General features: G+C 75.6%; 15 protein-coding genes. 11 read left to right on the top strand and 4 right to left on the bottom strand.

The window, feature by feature from the left end:
- Nucleotides 1-37 precede the first annotated feature (37 nt).
- The 6 genes from A3CO_RS0125750 (at nt 38) to nudC (ending at nt 7158) form a co-directional block, all read left to right on the top strand.
- On the top strand, nt 38-1489 hold the full coding sequence (locus A3CO_RS0125750) for a M20/M25/M40 family metallo-hydrolase (RefSeq protein WP_018335141.1): 1452 nt from the start codon (nt 38-40) through the stop codon (nt 1487-1489).
- A 67-nt stretch (nt 1490-1556) separates the two neighbouring features.
- Nucleotides 1557-2528, top strand: a complete 972-nt coding sequence (locus A3CO_RS0125745) for an oxidoreductase (protein WP_425393426.1) — start codon at nt 1557-1559, stop codon at nt 2526-2528.
- A gap of 150 nt (nt 2529-2678) precedes the next feature.
- The gene (locus A3CO_RS0125740; RefSeq protein ID WP_026205017.1) at nt 2679-3374 is read left to right on the top strand and encodes a hypothetical protein; all 696 of its coding nucleotides are present in this window, start codon (nt 2679-2681) and stop codon (nt 3372-3374) included.
- 9 nt (nt 3375-3383) lie between these two features.
- Complete coding sequence (locus A3CO_RS0125735; RefSeq protein ID WP_018335139.1) at nt 3384-4688, top strand: M16 family metallopeptidase; 1305 nt, start codon at nt 3384-3386, stop codon at nt 4686-4688.
- Nucleotides 4685-6118, top strand: a complete 1434-nt coding sequence (locus A3CO_RS0125730) for a M16 family metallopeptidase (protein ID WP_018335138.1) — start codon at nt 4685-4687, stop codon at nt 6116-6118. The genes A3CO_RS0125735 and A3CO_RS0125730 overlap by 4 nt, the downstream gene beginning before the upstream one ends.
- Before the next feature lie 26 nt (nt 6119-6144).
- Entirely contained in the window at nt 6145-7158 is a 1014-nt protein-coding gene (gene nudC / locus A3CO_RS0125725) for an NAD(+) diphosphatase (RefSeq protein ID WP_018335137.1), read from the top strand.
- Nucleotides 7159-7332: 174 nt separating this feature from the next.
- On the opposite strand, the gene A3CO_RS0125720 is transcribed toward nudC, so the two are convergent.
- A complete protein-coding gene (locus A3CO_RS0125720; protein WP_018335136.1) occupies nt 7333-7593 on the bottom strand; it encodes a mycoredoxin in 261 nt (86 codons plus the stop codon).
- Nucleotides 7594-7618: 25 nt separating this feature from the next.
- The gene (locus tag A3CO_RS0125715) at nt 7619-10954 is read right to left on the bottom strand and encodes a proline dehydrogenase family protein (protein ID WP_084682199.1); all 3336 of its coding nucleotides are present in this window, start codon (nt 10952-10954) and stop codon (nt 7619-7621) included.
- Nucleotides 10955-11032: 78 nt separating this feature from the next.
- On the opposite strand from A3CO_RS0125715, the gene A3CO_RS0125710 reads away from it, so the two are divergent.
- From A3CO_RS0125710 to A3CO_RS0125695, 4 genes are all read left to right on the top strand, one after another.
- Nucleotides 11033-11743, top strand: a complete 711-nt coding sequence (locus A3CO_RS0125710) for a helix-turn-helix domain-containing protein (protein WP_018335134.1) — start codon at nt 11033-11035, stop codon at nt 11741-11743.
- 65 nt (nt 11744-11808) lie between these two features.
- Nucleotides 11809-13926, top strand: coding sequence for an ATP-dependent DNA helicase UvrD2 (locus tag A3CO_RS0125705; RefSeq protein WP_026205014.1), 2118 nt, complete (start codon nt 11809-11811; stop codon nt 13924-13926).
- A gap of 117 nt (nt 13927-14043) precedes the next feature.
- Nucleotides 14044-14316 carry a hypothetical protein gene (locus A3CO_RS0125700; protein WP_157647851.1) on the top strand — a complete coding sequence of 91 codons (273 nt, stop codon included), beginning with the start codon at nt 14044-14046 and terminating at the stop codon, nt 14314-14316.
- A 121-nt stretch (nt 14317-14437) separates the two neighbouring features.
- Complete coding sequence (locus A3CO_RS0125695; RefSeq protein ID WP_018335131.1) at nt 14438-14755, top strand: WhiB family transcriptional regulator; 318 nt, start codon at nt 14438-14440, stop codon at nt 14753-14755.
- An 81-nt stretch (nt 14756-14836) separates the two neighbouring features.
- On the opposite strand, the gene A3CO_RS0125690 is transcribed toward A3CO_RS0125695, so the two are convergent.
- Together A3CO_RS0125690 and A3CO_RS34355 are read right to left on the bottom strand one after the other, a co-directional pair.
- Nucleotides 14837-16150 (bottom strand): ABC1 kinase family protein, encoded by a 1314-nt coding sequence (locus A3CO_RS0125690; protein WP_018335130.1) that lies wholly within the window; start codon nt 16148-16150, stop codon nt 14837-14839.
- Nucleotides 16140-17087 (bottom strand): ThiF family adenylyltransferase, encoded by a 948-nt coding sequence (locus A3CO_RS34355; RefSeq protein ID WP_018335129.1) that lies wholly within the window; start codon nt 17085-17087, stop codon nt 16140-16142. The genes A3CO_RS0125690 and A3CO_RS34355 overlap by 11 nt, the downstream gene beginning before the upstream one ends.
- A 56-nt stretch (nt 17088-17143) precedes the next feature.
- On the opposite strand from A3CO_RS34355, the gene A3CO_RS0125680 reads away from it, so the two are divergent.
- On the top strand, nt 17144-17698 hold the full coding sequence (locus A3CO_RS0125680) for a M48 family metallopeptidase (protein ID WP_026205013.1): 555 nt from the start codon (nt 17144-17146) through the stop codon (nt 17696-17698).

The raw sequence follows: 17698 nt of genomic DNA, 5'->3' as shown, positions 1-17698 counted from the left end.
GGGCATCGTGGCCCACCGACGGGGCTAGCGTGGGTGCGTGACCAGCACCGTCGAACCCCTGTCGGGCACCGTCGAGCAGACCGAGGTGGCGGCCCGGGCCGACGCCTTCGTCGCCGAGCTCTCGGAGTGGCTGCGGATCCCCTCGATCAGCGCCGACCCGGGCCACCACGGCGATGTGGCGCGCTCGGCGGAGTGGCTCGCGACGACGCTGCGGCGCGACGGGTGGCCGACCGTCGAGGTCTGGGGCCGGGCGAGCGCAGCGACGGGGGACGGGGACGACACGGCCGCACTGCCCGCGGTGTACGCGCACTGGCCCGCCGCCGACCCGGACGCGCCGACCGTGCTGGTCTACGGCCACCACGACGTGCAGCCCGCCGACCTCGGGGACGGCTGGTCCTTCGCCCCGTTCGAGCCGCAGGTGGTGGGGGAGGAGCTGCGCGGCCGCGGCGCCTCCGACGACAAGGGCCACATCGCGATGGTGCTGCTCGGGGTGCGGGCGCACCTCGCCGCGACCGGTGCGACGGCCCCCGCGGTGTCGCTCAAGCTGCTCGTCGAGGGCGAGGAGGAGTCCGGGTCCGCGCACCTCGCCGAGCTGCTGGCTGCGCACGGCGACGCGCTGGCCTGCGACGAGATCGTCGTGACCGACACCGGCATGGTCGACCGCGAGACCCCCACCGTGTGCTGCGGGATGCGCGGGCTGGTCGACCTCGAGGTCGTCTACCGGGGCGCGTCGGTGGACCTGCACTCCGGCCAGTTCGGCGGCGCCGTCCCCAACCCCGTCACCGAGCTCGCCCGCCTCGTCGCCGCCTTCCACGACGCCGACGGGCACGTCGCGGTGCCCGGCTTCTACGACGACGTCCGGGAGCCGACGGCCGAGGAGCGGGCCGCGTGGGCGGCGCTCCCCTTCGACGAGCCGGCGTGGCTCGCGGGGTCGGCGGCCGGCGCGATGGCGACCTCCGGGGAGGCCGGCTGGACGACCTACGAGCGGCTCTGGGCGCGCCCGACCGCCGAGGTCAACGGCCTGCACGGGGGCTACGCCGGCCCCGGCCACAAGACGATCGTCCCGCACACGGCGACGTTGAAGATGACCTTCCGGCTCGTCGACGCGCAGGACCCGGCGCGGATCAAGACGCTGGTGGAGCGGTTCGTCGCCGACCGCGTGCCGGCCGGGATCGACGCCGAGGTGTCCACCGGCGGCCCCGGCGTCCCGCCGCTGATCTGTGACCTCGGCTCCCCGCTGGTCGCCTCGATCCGCGAGGCGATGGGGCTCGCGCTCGGCGCCGAGGTGCTCCCGGCGCGCGAGGGCGGGAGCGGTCCCGAGGCCCTCCTGACGACGGCGCTCGACGCCCCGCTGGCCTTCCTCGGCGTCATGCTCCCCGGCGACCGCATCCACGCCCCGGACGAGCGTGCGGTGCTCCCGCTGCTGCTGCGCGGCGCGGAGTCGGTCGCCCACCTCTGGCGGCTCCTGGGGGAGCGCCACACCCGGTGACAGCCTTCCTGCCACGGAGGACGGTGTTGCGTTCGAGCGCGCTCGAAGACCTAGCGTCGACCGCATGATCACTGCGCAGCAGACCCCGATCGGTTCCGGGTTCGGTGCGACCACCACGGCCGCCGAGGTCCTCGACGGTCTCGACCTGAGCGGGCGCGTCGCGCTCGTCACCGGCGGCTACTCGGGTCTCGGCCTGGAGGCGACGAAGGCGCTGACGGCGGCAGGGGCCCGCGTGGTCGTCCCGGCCCGTCGTCCGGACGTCGCGGCGGAGGCCCTGGCCGGCCTCGACGGCGTGACGACCGACGAGCTCGACCTCGCCGATCTGGACTCGGTCGCCGCCTTCGCGGACCGCCGCCTGGCCGAGGGCGCCCGCATCGACATGCTGATCGACAACGCGGGCGTCATGGCCTGCCCGCTCGAGCGCGTCGGGCCCGGCTGGGAGCGGCAGCTCGCGACGAACCACCTCGGCCACTTCGCCCTGGTGAACCGCCTCCTGCCGCTGCTCGACGACTCCTCCCGGGTGGTCTCGGTGTCCTCCCGCGGCCACCACTTCTCCGACCTGCACCGCGACGACGTCCACTACGAGCACCGCGACTACGACAAGTGGCAGGCATACGGCCAGTCGAAGACGGCGAACGTGCTCTTCGCGGTCGGGCTCGCCGCCCGCGGCGTCCGCGCCTTCGCGGTGCACCCGGGCGGGATCATGACGCCGCTGCAGCGTCACCTCCCGCTCGCGGAGATGGTCGCGCTGGGGTGGAAGGACGAGGACGGCAACCCCGGGCCGGCCGCGGCGGCGCTGAAGACGCCCGAGCAGGGCGCGGCGACCGAGACGTGGGCGGCGACCGGCCCGCAGCTCGCCGACCTCTCGGGGGTGTACCTCGAGGACTGCGAGGTCGCGATCGCGGTGGACACCTTGGTGCCGCCGGACTCGCGCGGCGGCTATCCCCGCGGCGTGATGCCCTATGCCATCGATCCCGACGCCGCGGAGTGGCTGTGGGCGGCCTCCGTCGAGGCCACGGGGGTGGACGGCACGCGGTGACACCCGGCGCCCGGCGGGCTGCGGCCGACCCGGTGGCGGCTCGGCCGGTCGGGACGGCCGCGCAGCGTGCCGGTGTACCAGTCGGTCGCGCCGGGTAAGGGGTGGGGATCCCTCCAACGGGTCCGGCGTGGCGTGAGCAGAATGTCAGCCGTGTCACTCACGGTCGACGGCTTCGCGTCCCGCGCCTCCTCGCTCGCGCGACCCCGGGCCGCCGAGAGTGATCCCCGCGCCACCCGCACGCTCGTGCTGCTGATCGCGCTCGCCCTCGGGGCGATGGCCGTCGTGGCGCTGGTCGTGCCCCGCGTGCCCGCGCTCGCGCAGGCGGTGGGGCTCGGCCCGGCGCCCGCCGCCGCCCCGGTGGCCCCGCCCATCACGACGACGGCCGTGGTCACCGCCACCGCCTCGTGCCTGTCCGCCGACCCGCACGACCGCGTGACGCTGCAGGTCGGAGGCGTGCGCCGCGACGCCACGCTCGACGGCTGTGGCCGCAACCCGGGCTTCCCGGTCCCCGTCGCGGTCCCGGCGGACGGGGCGATCACCGGCCCGCTGGCCGTCGTGGGGACGGGCGCCGGCGCCACCCGCACCGCCACCGACGCGGCGGGCGAGAGCGTGTCCCCGCTCGTCGCCCGCCTCGAGCTCGCGCTGGCCGTCGCCGCGGCCCTCGGCGCCGGGTCGCTCGTCGTCGCGCTGAGCCGGCAGCAGCGCCGGCCGGCCCGCGCGGCCCGTCCGGGGCGTCGCCCGGAGGCCCGTCCGGCCCGCGGGCGGGCGTGCGCGGCGACCCGTCGTCCGGGCCGCCGACCCGCCGTGCGCGCCGTCCCCGCCCAGCGGGACCGCCCCCGCCGTTAGGGTCGGGGGGTGAGTACGGCCCCCACCTCCGCCCCGCCGGAGCAGCGACAGCGCCTGACGCTCGACAACGGTCTGCGGGTGCTCCTCGCGCCGGACCGGACCAATCCCGTCGTCGGGGTGGCCGTCCACGTCGACGTCGGGTTCCGCAGCGAGCCGGAGGGCCGCACCGGGTTCGCGCACCTCTTCGAGCACCTCATGTTCCAGGGCTCCGAGAGCCTGGAGAAGCTCGCCCACTTCCGCCACGTGCAGGGGTCGGGCGGGGTGTTCAACGGGTCGACCCACCAGGACTACACCGACTACTTCGAGATCCTCCCCGCGGGCGCGCTCGAGCGCGGGCTGTTCCTCGAGGCCGACCGGCTCCGCGCCCCGAAGCTCACCGAGGACAACCTCCGCAACCAGATCGACGTGGTGAAGGAGGAGATCCGCCTCAACGTGCTCAACCGGCCCTACGGCGGATTCCCCTGGATCCTGCTGCCGCCGGTGCTGTACTCGACCTTCGCGAACGCCCACAACGGCTACGGCGACTTCACCGACCTCGAGACCTCCACCCTCGACGACGCCGCGGCCTTCTTCGACGCCTACTACGCGCCCGGCAACGCGGTGCTGACCGTCGTCGGCGACTTCGATCCCGACGACGCCGCCGGGCTGGTGTCCCGGCACTTCGGCGACATCCCCGCCCGCCCGGTTCCGGCCCGACCGTCCTTCGGCGAGCCCGCCCCCGACGGCGAGCGCCTGGAGTCCGTCGTCGACGCCCACGCCCCGCTGCCCGCGCTGGCCATGGGCTACCGGCTGCCCGACCCCGGCACCGACCTCGCCGGCTACCTCGCCCACGCCGTCCTCGGCAGCCTGCTCACCGACGGGGAGGCCGCGCGGCTCACGCAGCGCCTCGTCTACGGCGACGGGCTGGTCACCGACGTGTCCGCCTCGGCCGGGCTCATGGGGGCGCCGCTCGACGCGCGCGATCCGGACACCTTCACCATCACCGCCGTCCACCCCGACACCGTCGACCCGCGGCAGGTCGTCGACGCCGTCGACGCCGAGGTGCTGGTCCTCGGCGAGCGCGGCCCCGACCCCGAGGAGCTGCGACGGGTCACGGCCCGCTGGGCGGGTGCGCTGCACCGCGAGCACGACCGGCTGATGAACCGGATGCTCGCCCTCGGCTCGGCCGAGCTGCTCCACGGCCGGGCGGAGCTCTCCGACGAGCTGCCCGCGGCGATCGCGGCCGTGACCCCGGAGGCGGTGGCCGCCGCGGCGGACGCGCTGCGCCCCGACGCCCGTGCCCTGCTGGTCCTCACCCCCGGAGCGTCCGCATGAGCGCTGAATCTACGGTCGAGCTCCGCTCCGCTGCGTCTCCCCCCACCGCTCCCTCGCCCGCCGAGCGCCGCTCGGCCGCCGAGATCGGCCGCACCCCGGCCGGGCCCCGGGACCTGCCCCCGCTGCGGCCGCAGCCGCAGGTCCCGGCCCCCGAGGAGACCGACACCGTCCTGCGGACGGGCCTGCGGGTCATCGCGGTGCGCCGGCCCGGCGTCCCGATGGTCGAGGCCCGCCTGCGGATCCCGTTCTCGGGCGAGGACGCCGAGCGCCCGACGCACGCGGCCGTCGCCGAGGTGCTCGCCTCGACGGTGCTCTCCGGCACCACGCGCCGCAGCCGGGTCTCCCTCGACGACGACCTCGCGGGCGTCGGCGGCGAGATCGGCTTCTCCGTCGACCCGGAGCGGCTCGCCGCGGCCGGCCACGCCCTCGCGGACGGATTGCCGACGCTGCTCGACGTCATCGCCGACGTCCTCACCGGCGCCACCTATCCCGACGAGGAGGTGGCCCGGGAGCGGGAGCGTCTCGCCGAGCGCATCCAGGTGGCCTCCGCGCAGCCCTCGGTGATCGCCCGGCGCGCGCTGCAGCGGCACCGCTACGGCGACCACCCGGTCACCCGGGAGATGCCCGACGTCGCCGACGTGGCCGCCGTGACCCGGGACGACCTGCTCGTCATGCACCGTCGCCACGTGGTGCCGCGCGGCTCGGTGCTCGTGCTCGTCGGCGACCTCGAACCGGACGCGGCCGTGGCCGCCGCCGACGCGGCCCTGGCGGCGTGGGACACCCCCGGGGACGCCGGGCTCCTGCCGCCGCTGCCCGAGCTGCACGGTTCCGAGCTGCTGCTGGTCGACCGGCCCGGCGCGGTGCAGTCCCAGCTGCGGCTCTCCGCGGCCGCCGTCCCGCGGACCGACCCGCGGTATCCGGCCCTGCAGCTCGCCAACCTGGCGTTCGGCGGCTACTTCTCGTCGCGCCTGGTGGAGAACCTGCGCGAGGACAAGGGCTACACCTACCACGCGTCGTCGTCGCTGGAGTTCGACCCGTACGGCGCCGCCCTGCTCGTCGAGACCGACTGCGCCTCCGAGGTCACCGCGCCCGCGCTCCTCGAGATGCGCTACGAGCTCGGCCGGGCCGCCGTCGTCCCGCCCGACGCGGCGGAGCTGGAGTCCGCGCGCCGGTACGCCGTCGGCTCGCTGCTCATCTCCATGAACACCCAGGCCGGGCTGGCGTCGACGCTGGCCGGGCTGGCCGGGGTCGGGCTCGACCCGGAGTGGGTGCGCGAGCACCCGCAGCGCCTCGAGGCGGTGACCCTGGAGCAGGTGCACGCGGCGGCCGCGGAGTTCCTCGCCCCGTCACGCTTCACCGGGGTGGTGGTGGCCGACGCCGCCACGACGGCGGAGTCGTTGCGGGCCCTGGGTGGTATCAGGATTCCGTGACCTCTGCACCCACCGCGGGCCCCGACATGCGCGCGGCGTTCCACCTCGACTCCCTGCCCCGGCTCTCGCGCTCCACGGTCGACCGGCGCGAGCAGGTCCGCGACGACCCGGACCACGTGGCGTCGACGTGGCCGCTCGCCCGCGTGGTGCGTGTCGACCCGCAGGGCCGCACCCCGGTCGAGGAGCAGCCCGACGGGACGCTGCGCGTCGTCGACGTGCCGTCCCGCGAGTTCGGCACGTCCATCCCGGAGGGCGCGGTCCTGCTGGGCGCGGAGGACGGCACCGTCTACTGGGGCGTGCGGGTGCCGGACGCCGACGCCTCCAACGACGCCGGCTCGGGGTTCTCCTCGACCGAGCTGTGGCGCGACCTGCGGATGTCCGGTGGCGACCTCGACGCCCACTCCGCCGGGTTGCTGACGACGGCGGTGGCCCTGCTGTCGTGGCAGGAGCGGGCCCGGTTCTGCACCCGCGACGGCTCGCCGATGCGGTCGATCAAGGCCGGCTGGGCGCAGCTGTGCGAGGCGAACGACCACGAGGAGTACCCCCGCACCGACCCCTCGATGATCTGCCTGGTCCACGACGGCGCCGACCGGGTGCTGCTCGCGCGTCAGCCGATCTGGCCGGCGGGCCGCTACTCGGTGCTCGCGGGCTTCGTCGAGGCCGGCGAGTCGCTCGAGGCGTGCGTGGCGCGGGAGTGCGCCGAGGAGGTCGGGGTCACGGTTTCGACGATCACCTACCTGGGCTCGCAGCCCTGGCCGTTCCCGCGCTCGCTGATGATCGGCTTCTCCGCCGTGGCCGACCCGGAGGAGACGCTGAAGCTCCAGGAGGGCGAGATCGAGAACGCCCGCTGGGTCACGCGGGACGAACTGCGCGCGGCCCTCGACGCGGGCGACTGGATGACCCGCGAGGGCGATGGTCCGCGCGGCGCCCACGGCGTGGGCGGCACGGCGTTCGAGGCCGGCGAGGACCGCGAGCTCATCCTGCCCGGCGGGGTGTCGATCGCGCGCGCGATGCTCGAGGCGTGGGCGGCGGCGGGCTGATCCCCTCCTCGTGACAGCGAAGCCCTATCGGCGTGCTCCTTTGAACCGCTGTCATCCAGTGGCAGGAACGCCACATCGTCGGCGCGCCGTCGGCCGACCCCGGAATGAGCGAAGGGCCCCTCCGGTCGAGTAGATCGACCGGAGGGGCCCTTCGCTCAGCATGGGCCGACGGACTCAGGCGCCCGAGGCGGCCTCCGCCTTCGCGAGGGCGGTCTTCACCTCGCCGAAGCTCGGGTTGGTCGCGGCCGTGCCGTCGGGGTAGACGACCGTCGGTACCGTGCGGTTCCCGCCGTTGATCCGGGTGACGATCTCCGCGGCGTCGGGCGTGCGCTCGATGTCGACCTCGGAGTAGCCGATCCCCTCGCGGTCCAGCTGGCTCTTCAGCCGCCGGCAGAAGCCGCACCAGCTGGTCGTGTACATCGTCATCTGCGCCATGTGGGGCACAACGCACGGGAGCGCGTCAGGCTTCCACGTGTCCGAAGCGGTGACGGGTCACACTCACGGCCTGCTCACGCAGCACGGTGAGCAGCTCGCGGCGACCGTCGGCGAGCACCGGGCCCTCCACCAGCGTCGCCCCGACCTCGCCCGCCCGCCGGCGCAGCGCCTCCGTCGCCGATCCGACCACGCGCAGCCGCTCGCCCGGCTCCGGGACGACCTCGGGGGTCACGTCGGCGACCGGCACCCCGGCACACGCCCCGGCCAGCCGCAGCCGCACGACCTCCCGGTCCGTGGCGCCCTCGCCGACCACGACCCGCAGCCCCGGCAGCGGCCGGTAGCGGAACACGTTGGCCTCCGCGGCAATGCCGGTGGGGTCGTGCTCCACGTCGAACTCCTCGCGCCACCAGAACGCGTCCGACCCCGCCGCCGCGCGCAGCCACGTCAGGTCCGCGGCCGGCACCGACGACGCCACCGCGGCGAGCAGCTCCGACGCCTCGCGCCCGATCGGTGCGGCCTCCGGCGCGGCCGTGTCGGTCCAGGTGCCGAACTGGGCCACGTAGTTGGGTCCGCCCGGCTTGGCGCCCGGCCCCACCACCGAGCCCTTCCAGCCCCCGAACGACTGACGCTGCACGATCGCCCCCGTGATGTGCCGGTTGACGTAGGCGTTCCCGACCTCGACCCGCTCCATCCAGTGCCCGATCTCGTCCCGGTCGAGCGAGTGCAGCCCGCCGGTGAGCCCGAACCCGGTCGCGTTCTGCCACGCGATCGCCTCGTCCAGCGACCCGGCCGCCATCAGTCCGAGGACCGGGCCGAAGCACTCGGTGCGGTGGAACCACGAGCCGGGCGCCACGCCCTCACGCACTCCTGGAGTCCACTGCGCGTCACCCACCCGGCGGGGCTCCACCAGCCACGTCTCGCCGTCCTCGAGCGTGGTGAGCGCCCGCTCCAGCTTCGGCGACAGGTCGCCCACGAGCGGGCCCATCGTGCTCGACAGGTCCGTGCCCGGGCCGACCCGCAGCGTCCGCACGGCGTCGACCAGCTGGCGACGGAACCGGCGGCCGACCTTCGAGCGCGGGTCACCCACCGGCCCCACCAGGATGGCGAGCGACGCCGCCGAGCACTTCTGGCCGGCGTGCCCGAACGCGGACCGGACGAGGTCGGCGACCGCGAGGTCGGGGTCGGCGCCCGGGGTGATGACGAGCGCGTTCTTGCCGCTGGTCTCCGCGACGACGGCGAGCTCGGGCCGCCACGAGCGGAACAGGGCGGCGGTCTCGCTCGCGCCCGTGAGCACGACCCGGTCCACCGCGGGGTGCGTCACGAGCCGCCGGCCCGCGTCGCCCTCGTCGGTGTGGACGAGTTGCAGGGCGTCCGCGGGGATCCCGGCGGCGTGCAGGGCCGCGACACCGACCTCCGCGCAGGCCCGGACCTGCGGCGCGGGCTTGATGACGACGGCCGCCCCCGCCGCCAGTGCCGCGAGGCAGCCGCCCAGCGGGATCGCGACGGGGAAGTTCCACGGCGGCGTCACGACGACGACCCGGTCCGGCGTGAACCGTGCCGGGTCGAGCTCCTCCGCCCGGTCGGCGTAGTAGGCCGCGAAGTCGACGGCTTCCGAGATTTCGGGGTCGGCCTCCGCGACGGTCTTGCCCGCCTCGTGCACCATCGTCGTCAGCAGGTCGGTGCGCGCCGCGGCCAGCGCGCGGGCGCCCTCCCGCAGCAGCCGCGCCCGCTCCGCCGGCGCCACCGTGCCCCACGTCGACGACGCCGCCCGGTCCACCACGGCGTCGACCGCGGCCGGCTCGGTCAGCTCGGGCGCGGCCACGACGGCGGGTGCGGCCGCCACGGCGCGCCGCGCCCAGTCCCGGTTCGCTCCGAGCGAGGGGTCGGTGTCGGGCTCGTTGCGGAACCGCGCCGGGAACGGGCCGACCACCTCGGTCGACCGGTCCTGCGTCCGACGCGGCGTGGCGGCGATGTGGTCGCGGTCGGCCACCGAGGCGCGGAACCGGTCGAGGTAGGACCCCGGACCCTGTTCCGAGAACATCGCGTACAGGTAGTTCTCCTGCCCGGCGTTCTCCTCCAGGCGCCGCACCAGGTAGCTCACGGCGGCGTCGAAGTCCTCGGCGTGCACCACCGGGGTGTAGAGCACGAGGCCCGAGTCCGGCAGGTCGGCGGCCACCGCCCGTGCCTGGGCCGGCGCCATGCCCTGCAGCATCTCGACGTCCATCTGCGCGGAGACCCCGCGGGCACCCGCCAGCTCCACCGCCAGGGCCACGTGGTGCAGGTGGTGGCTCGCCACCCCGATGCGCAGGGCGTCGGCTCGTTCCGGGCGCAGCGCGTGGTCGAGGAGCCGGACGTAGTTGGCGTCGACCTCGGCCTTCGTCGCGTACGGCGCCTGCGGCCAGTCGTGCAGGGCGGCGTCGACCCGCTCCATCGCGAGGTTCGCGCCCTTGACCAGCCGGACCTTGACCGGCGCGCCGCCCGCGTCGACCCGTCGTCGGGCGAAGGCGGCGAGGTGCTCCAGCGCCGCCACTGAGTCCGGCAGGTAGGCCTGCAGGACGATCCCCGCGGAGTAGCCCCGCAGCAGTTCCTGGTCGAGGAGCGCCGTGAACAGCGCGACCGTGAGGTCGAGGTCCTTGTACTCCTCCATGTCGAGGTTCACGAAGACCCCGTGGTCCCGTGCCGCGACGAACAGCGGCGTGAGCCGGCGGACCAGCCGGTCACGGCTGCCCTCGAGGTCCCACGGCACGAGCTGGCTCGCGACCGACGACGCCTTGACCGAGACGTAGTCGACGTCGTCCCGACGGATGAGCTCGAGGGTGCGCGCGAGCCGCCGGTCGGCCTCGTCCTCGCCCAGCACCGCCTCGCCCAGCAGGTTGAGGTTGAGCCGGAAGCCGTCCTTGCGGGCGGCGGCGAGGCGACGGCCCAGCGCGCGGCCGGACGCGTCGACGACGAGGTGACCGACCAGCTGCTGCAGCCGGCGGCGCGCGAGCGGGACGACCAGCCGCGGCAGCCGCGGGGCGAGTGCCGCACCGGACCGCAGCATGAGACGGTCGAGGGCCGTGGCGAACCCCGGCAGGGTGGCGCCGCGACCGGCGATGCGGGCCAGCTCCCGAGCGGCCACCGCGTCGTCCTCCGGGCGGGCGACCCGGTCGACGAAGTGCATCGCGAAGTCGACGCCCGCGGGATCGTGCACCAGGGAGGCGAGCCGCCGGGTCGCCGCGTCGTGCCCGGCGTCGTCGCTCGCGTCGGCCCACCGGTCCGCCCGCGCCACCGCCCGCCCGACCAGCGCCTCGTCGAGACCCCCCACCACCACAGGGGCCGAGCTCCGCTGCGCTCCGTCTCCCACCACCTGCTCGCTCATGTCCTCACTGTGCACCCGGGGTCCGACACTCCTCTTGTCCGAATCCGGCGCCCCCGCCGTCGGGACCCGCCAACGAGGATGGACAGCGTGGACCTGCCCGCCGACGCCCTCCTCGCGCTGTTCGCCGAGCTCACCGGCGTGATGTTCTGCGCGAAGGACGCGCAGGGGCGCTACACCGCGGTCAACGACGCCTTCGTCCGGCGCACCAACCAGCGGGACCGGGCCGGCGTCGTGGGCCGCCGGGCGGGGGAGCTGTTCGTCCCGGCGCTCGCCGAGCGGTACGAGGAGCAGGACGCGCGCGTGCTGGCCGAGGGCCGCACGCTGCGCCACGAGCTGGAGCTGATCCGCCGCGAGGGCGGGGTGCCCGGCTGGTACGTCACGACGAAGGTGCCGGTCCTCGCGAGCGGCGCGGTGGTCGGCGTCGTCAGCGTGTCCGAGGATCTCCGGTCCGCCGACGAGACCGACCCTGCGATGCCGGCGCTCGCCCGGGTCGTCGACCTCGTGGCGGACCGGGTCGAGGACCCGCCGCGGCTCGAGGAGATGGCGTCGACGGCGGGGATGTCGACCTCGGCCCTGGAACGGCGCATGCGGGCGGTCTTCGGGCTCGCGCCGACCCAGTTCGTCCTCCGGGCACGGATCGACCGCGCCCGCTCGCTGCTCACCGGTGGCGACCTCCCGCTCGCGGAGGTGGCGCTGGCCTGCGGCTTCTACGACCAGCCCGCGTTCACCCGCCAGTTCGCCCGGCTCGCGGGGGAGACCCCGGGGCAGTTCCGACGACGGGCCCGCTGACGGAGCGGACTTCCTGCCACCGGAGGGGCCGGTCGGGCCCCACGGTGTCGGACCCGCTTGAGACGATGACGGGCGTGGCGGTGGACCGGAGTGCGACCGACGGACTGGACCCCGAGCAGCGGGCGGCGGTCGTGGCCCCGCGCGGTCCGGTCTGCGTGCTCGCCGGGGCCGGGACGGGCAAGACCCGCACGATCACCCGCCGGATCGCCCACCTCGCGCGCACCGAGCAGGTCCGGCCCGGCCAGGTCCTCGCGGTCACCTTCACCGCCCGGGCGGCGGGGGAGATGCGCACCCGGCTGCGGGACCTCGGCGTCGGCGGGGTGCAGGCCCGGACGTTCCACGCCGCGGCGCTGCGCCAGCTGCGCTACTTCTGGCCCCGCGCGGTCGGCGGCGAGGTGTGGCCGCTCGTGGAGAACAAGGTGCGCTTCGTGGGCCAGGCCGCCCAGCGGGCCGGGGCGGCCACCAACCGGGAGTCGCTGCGCGACCTCGCGAGCGAGATCGAGTGGTCGAAGGCGTGCCTCGTGGCGCCGGACCGCTACGTCGAGGCCGTCGCGTCGGCCCAGCGCGACACCCCCGCCCCCGCGGAGCAGGTCGCCGCGGTCTACGCGGGCTACGAGCAGCTCAAGAACCGCGCGGAACAGCTCGACTTCGAGGACCTGCTGATCCACACGGCGGGCGCGCTGGAGGAGACCGCCGAGGTCGCGGACGAGTTCCGCGAGCGGTACCGCTGTTTCGTCGTCGACGAGTTCCAGGACGTCACGCCGCTCCAGCACCGACTGCTCGACGCCTGGCTCGGCGGCCGCGACGACCTGACGGTCGTCGGCGACGCCAACCAGACCATCTACTCGTTCGCCGGGGCGAGCCCGTCCTACCTGCTGGACTTCCCCCGCCGTCATCCCGACGCCGAGGTGGTCCGGCTGGTGCGCGACTACCGGTCCACCCCCCAGGTGGTCGCGGCCGCCAACACCGTCATCGGCGCCGCGCGGGGCCGTGCGGCGGGCAGCCGACTGCGCCTGGAGGGCCAGCGGCCGCCCGGGCCGGCGCCGGACTTCGCCGAGCACGACGACGAGCCCGCCGAGGCGGTCGCGGTCGCGGAGCAGATCCGGGAACTCATCGACGACGGGGTGCCCGCCGCCGAGATCGCGGTGCTGTTCCGGATCAACGCGCAGTCCGAGGTCTACGAGCAGGCGCTCTCCGACCTCGGGATCGCCTACCAGGTCCGCGGCGGGGAGCGGTTCTTCCAGCGCACCGAGGTGAAGAACGCGATCGCGGCGCTGCGGACCCTCGGCGGCCGGCTCGAGGGCGGGCCCGACGCGGTCGTCGGCGCCGACGTCGTCACCACCGTGCGGGCGGCGCTGGGCGAGCAGGGCCTCACCGACACCCCGCCGGCGGGCAGCGCGTCCGACGGCGCGCAGCGCCAGCGCTGGGAGTCGCTGCGCGCGCTCGCGGAACTCGCGAGCGACCTCGTCGAGGCGCTCCCGGAGGCCACGTTCGGCGGGTTCCTCGCCGAGCTGTCGACGCGGATGCAGGCCCAGCACCCGCCGACGGTGCAGGGCGTCACGCTCGCGTCGCTGCACGCCGCCAAGGGCCTGGAGTGGGACGCGGTGTTCCTCGTCGGGCTCGTCGACGGCACGCTGCCGATCCAGCACGCCGACGGCGACGACGAGGCGGTGGAGGAGGAGCGGCGCCTGCTCTACGTCGGTGTCACCCGGGCCCGGGTCCACCTGCGGATCTCCTGGGCGCTCGCCCGGCAGTCGGGCGGGCGGCGGTCCCGGCGCCGCAGCCGTTTCCTCTACGGGCTGGTGCCCGAGAACCACCCCGCCGCCCGCAAGCCCGGCACCGGGGTCGACGGCGGCCCGAAGGCCAAGGTGGCGCGCGCCGCGTGCCGGATCTGCGGGAAGGCCCTCGGCGACGCGGCGGCGCAGAAGATCGGGCGCTGCACCGAGCACCCGTCCGACGTCGACGTCGAGCTGCTCGACGCGTTGCGTACGTGGCGGTCGAACGAGGCCAAGCAGCGCTCCGTGCCGGCCTACGTCGTGTTCACCGACGCGACGCTGGTGGCCCTGGCCGAACAGCGCCCGCAGGACACGAAGGGCCTGGTCACGATCCCCGGGATCGGCGCCTCGAAGCTCGAGCGCTACGGCGAGGACGTGCTCACGATGGTGCGCGACCACGCCGGCTGACATTCCGGGGACGGATCTCCGGGTAATTCCGTTGCGGGCCCCGCAGGAGGGCCCCTAGGTTCGAAACCACTCCGGCGCAGCAGGTGCCGGGGCGAGACGAGGGGGGTGTGCACCGCGATGAAGCTCCTGTCCACGGGCACACCCGTCTCCGGCGCCGTCCTCGCGCAGCGAGCGACGGCACACGTCTGCCGGTGGGACCGCGTCGCGGTCGGGGCGCAGCTGGTGCGCACCCGCGCGTTCGCGGCCGTGCCGTCGGGTCCGGTGACCACGGGAGGGATCCCGATGTCGGGTCTCCCCGGCTCCCGCCCGGCCGGTTCGCCCGACCCGCAGCGTCACGTCGATCTCGCCCCGCAGAGTCCGCGCCCGAGCGGCGGTCAGCCCCAGGACTGACCGACCACGCTCTCCCAGGCCGCGGACCCACTCCGGTTCGCGGCCTTCGTCGTCCCACTCCGACGACGGCTCCGCGGTCCGGGTGACCACCCCGAGACACCCGCCGTTGGAGGTCCGACCCATGTTCTCCGTGCCCGCCGCCCTCGACCAACCCGTGTCGGTCTCCCTGCCGTGCCGCACGGAGCCCGACGACCTGTGGTTCTCCGAGAGCCCGTCCGAGCTCGAGCAGGCCAAGGTGCTCTGCGCCGCCTGCCCGATCCGGCGCGCCTGCCTCGCCGGCGCCCTCGAGCGCCGCGAGTTCGCCGGGGTATGGGGCGGCGAGATCCTCGACCGTGGTGCCGTGATCGCGCGGAAGCGTCCGCGGGGTCGGCCGTCGAAGGCCGACCTGGCGCGCGACGCCGAGATCGCGGCCGCCCGGGCGGCGGCCGGTGTGGCGTGACGCCCCGGCCCCGTCCCGCGTGAGGGGAACCCTCGGGCCACGAGAGCGCCCGAGGGTTCCCCTCACGCAGGTGGGACGAGGTCAGACGTCGAAGCCCGGCTGCCAGTCCCGGAAGATGGAGCGCAGCGCGATCTCGGCGTCGAGCTGGCAGAGCACCGCGACCGAGGCGAGCGTCACGCGGTGGATGAGCAGGTACTGCGGCGGGAGGTTCAGCCCGCGGCCCGTCTCGAACTCCGGGCGCCGCAGGTCGCCGAGCCGCTCGGCCTGCCCGCGGATCCACTCGCGCGTGAAGTGGAACTTCTCGGTGCGCAGCGGGTCCACGAGCGGCCCGAGGTAGGCCATCGCCCGTTCCGGGGTCATGTCGGTGTCGGGCAGCACGAAGTTGAGGTCGCGCATCAGGTCCAGCAGCTCGTCGGCCCGGTCCTCGACGGACAGCGCGAGCATGTGGCCCAGCTCGTGCGGCAGCCCCTCGGGCAGGCGGGCGACGGCGCCGAAGTCGATGACGCAGAGCCGACCGTCGGGCAGCACCTGGAAGTTCCCCGGGTGCGGGTCGGCGTGCAGCATCCCGACCCGGGCGGGCGCGGAGAAGTGGAAGGTGGAGAGCAGGGTGCCGACGCGGTCGCGCTCCTCCGGCTCCCCGACGCGGATGACCTGCGACAGGGGGGTGCCGGAGATCCACTCCGACACCATGGCCTTCGGCGCGGACGCGACGACCCGCGGCACCACGACGTGCTCGTCGCCCTCGAAGGCAGCGGCGAACGCGCGCTGGGCGTCGGCCTCGTCGCGGTAGTCCAGCTCCTCGGCCATGCGGTCGCGCAGCTCCTGGAGCAGCGGCTTGATCTCCATGCCGGGGACCATCGGCTGGATCACGCGGGCGAAGCGCTGCAGCTGGCGCAGGTCGGCCATGACGGCCTCCTCCGCGCCCGGGTACTGCACCTTCACTGCGACCTCGCGCCCGTCGCCCCACACGGCGCGGTGCACCTGGCCGATGCTCGCCGAGGCGGCCGGGGTGTCGTCGAACTCGCGGAACCGCTCGCGCCACCCGCGCCCGAACTGCTCGGCGAGCACGCGGTGGGTGCGCGCCGTCGGCATCGGGGGAGCGGCGGTCTGCAGCCGGGTCAGGGCCTCGCGGTAGGGCTCGGCGAGCTCCGGGGGCACGGCGGCCTCGAACACCGACAGCGCCTGCCCGAACTTCATGGCGCCGCCCTTGAGTTCGCCGAGGACGGCGAAGAGCTGTTCGGCGCCCTTGCGGGCCACGTCGGCGGAGATCTCGCTCGCGTCGCCGCCGGCGAGACGGCGGCCCCAGCCCGCGGCCGTGCGCGAGGCGAACCCGAGCGGCAGCGACGCCAGGCGCGCGGAGCGTTGGACCGTGCGGCGCGGGATGTCATCGGACACGCCCCCGATTCTCCCCCGCCCGCACCTCGGGGGCGCGCGGAGGTGCGCCGTCACACGGGCAGCGGGGATGGGCCGGACACGGACGACGGCGCATCGACCCGATCGCCGCGTCGATCTCGTCGGCGGCCCCGAGGAGTCCCGACCGCCCCTGCAGGAACGCGAGGACCGCGCCGGTGACGAGCCCCGCGAGGGTCGTGGCCGCGGCGATCGACACGGGGACGGCGGACGCCGGCGGGCACGGGTCGCCGCCGTCCGCCCGGTGCCGGGCGACGCACCGCAGGCAGGACGTCCGCCCCGGCAGGACGAGCGGGCCGACGACGCCGACCGGATCGCCGGCCGCGACCGCGAGATGGGGCTGGTGCCGCGCGTGCAGCGGGCCGGTCACGGTCGGGTCGGTGGTCGCGGGGCCGGTCAGGACGACCAGCTCGGGACGACGCCGGGACGGCTCGGCGACGGCGACCGCGGGGTCGGCGCGGGCCACGGCCGCTGCCGCGGCGAGCACCGCCGGGTGACCGACGTCACCGGGCTCCAGTCCGGTGCCGAGGTCGTCCGGCCCCACGGTCCCGCCCGCCCGGACTGCCACCCGGCCGATCCCGGCGCGGGCCAGCACCGTCGCGATCGCCACGCCGAGGCGCCCCGCGCCGTGCACCCGGACGTAGGCCGCCCGGTGCCCCTCGTCGGGGGTCGGCCGCAGCAGGCCCGCGGCCGTCAGGTCGGCCAGCAGGGCGGCGGTGTCCTCGGGCCGGGCGCCGCGGGCCACCGCGTCGGCCAGCGGCGAGGCGGTGGGGGTCGGGGCGGCGAGCGCGGTCAGCAGCGCCCGCACCGGCGGGTCGACCCCGTCGACCTGCCAGCCCGGGTCGTCGCCGAACCGGGCGGTCGTGGTGTCGGGCCACCGGGGGACGGCGACGAGCCGGGGAGGGACGGAAGAAGGCCTCACACGGGTTCCGACGCACGAGGACGGCCCCCGGATCCGTCTCGCCTACCGTGGCCGTCGTGGAGGACCCGAAGGTCGTGGTGCGCCGCAGCGCGCGGCGCACGCGCACCATCAGCGCCCGGCGCGAGGGCGACACCCTCGTCGTCTCCATCCCGGCCTCGGCGAGCCGGGCCCAGGAGGAGCGGTGGGTGGCCGAGATGGTCGCGAAGCTGCAGCGCTCGGAGGCCCGGAAGCGACCGGGCCGTCGGGCGGCCGACGAGGACCTCGCAGCCCGCGCGGACGCGCTCGCCCGCGCCCACCTCGACGCGGTGGGGCCCGACGGCCGCTGGCCGCGCCCGGTGTGGGTGCGGTGGGTGCCGCCGATGCGGACCCGCTGGGCGTCGTGCACCCCGACCGAGGGCACGATCCGCGTCAGCGAGCGCCTGCGCGACGTCCCGGGCTGGGTGCTCGACCACGTCCTGGTGCACGAACTGGCACACCTGCGGGAGGCCGGGCACGGCCCGGCGTTCCGGGCGCTCGAGGCCCGGTACCCCCGCTCGGAGCGGGCGATCGGCTACCTCGAGGGCCTGTCCGACGGCGCCGGTCTGGAGATCGGCGCCGAACCGGACGACTGA

The sequence above is a fragment of the Actinomycetospora chiangmaiensis DSM 45062 genome (genome assembly GCF_000379625.1).
Classification (GTDB): domain Bacteria; phylum Actinomycetota; class Actinomycetes; order Mycobacteriales; family Pseudonocardiaceae; genus Actinomycetospora; species Actinomycetospora chiangmaiensis.
Note: the sequence above shows the minus strand (reverse complement) of the source record. Positions and strands in the feature narration are given on the sequence as shown.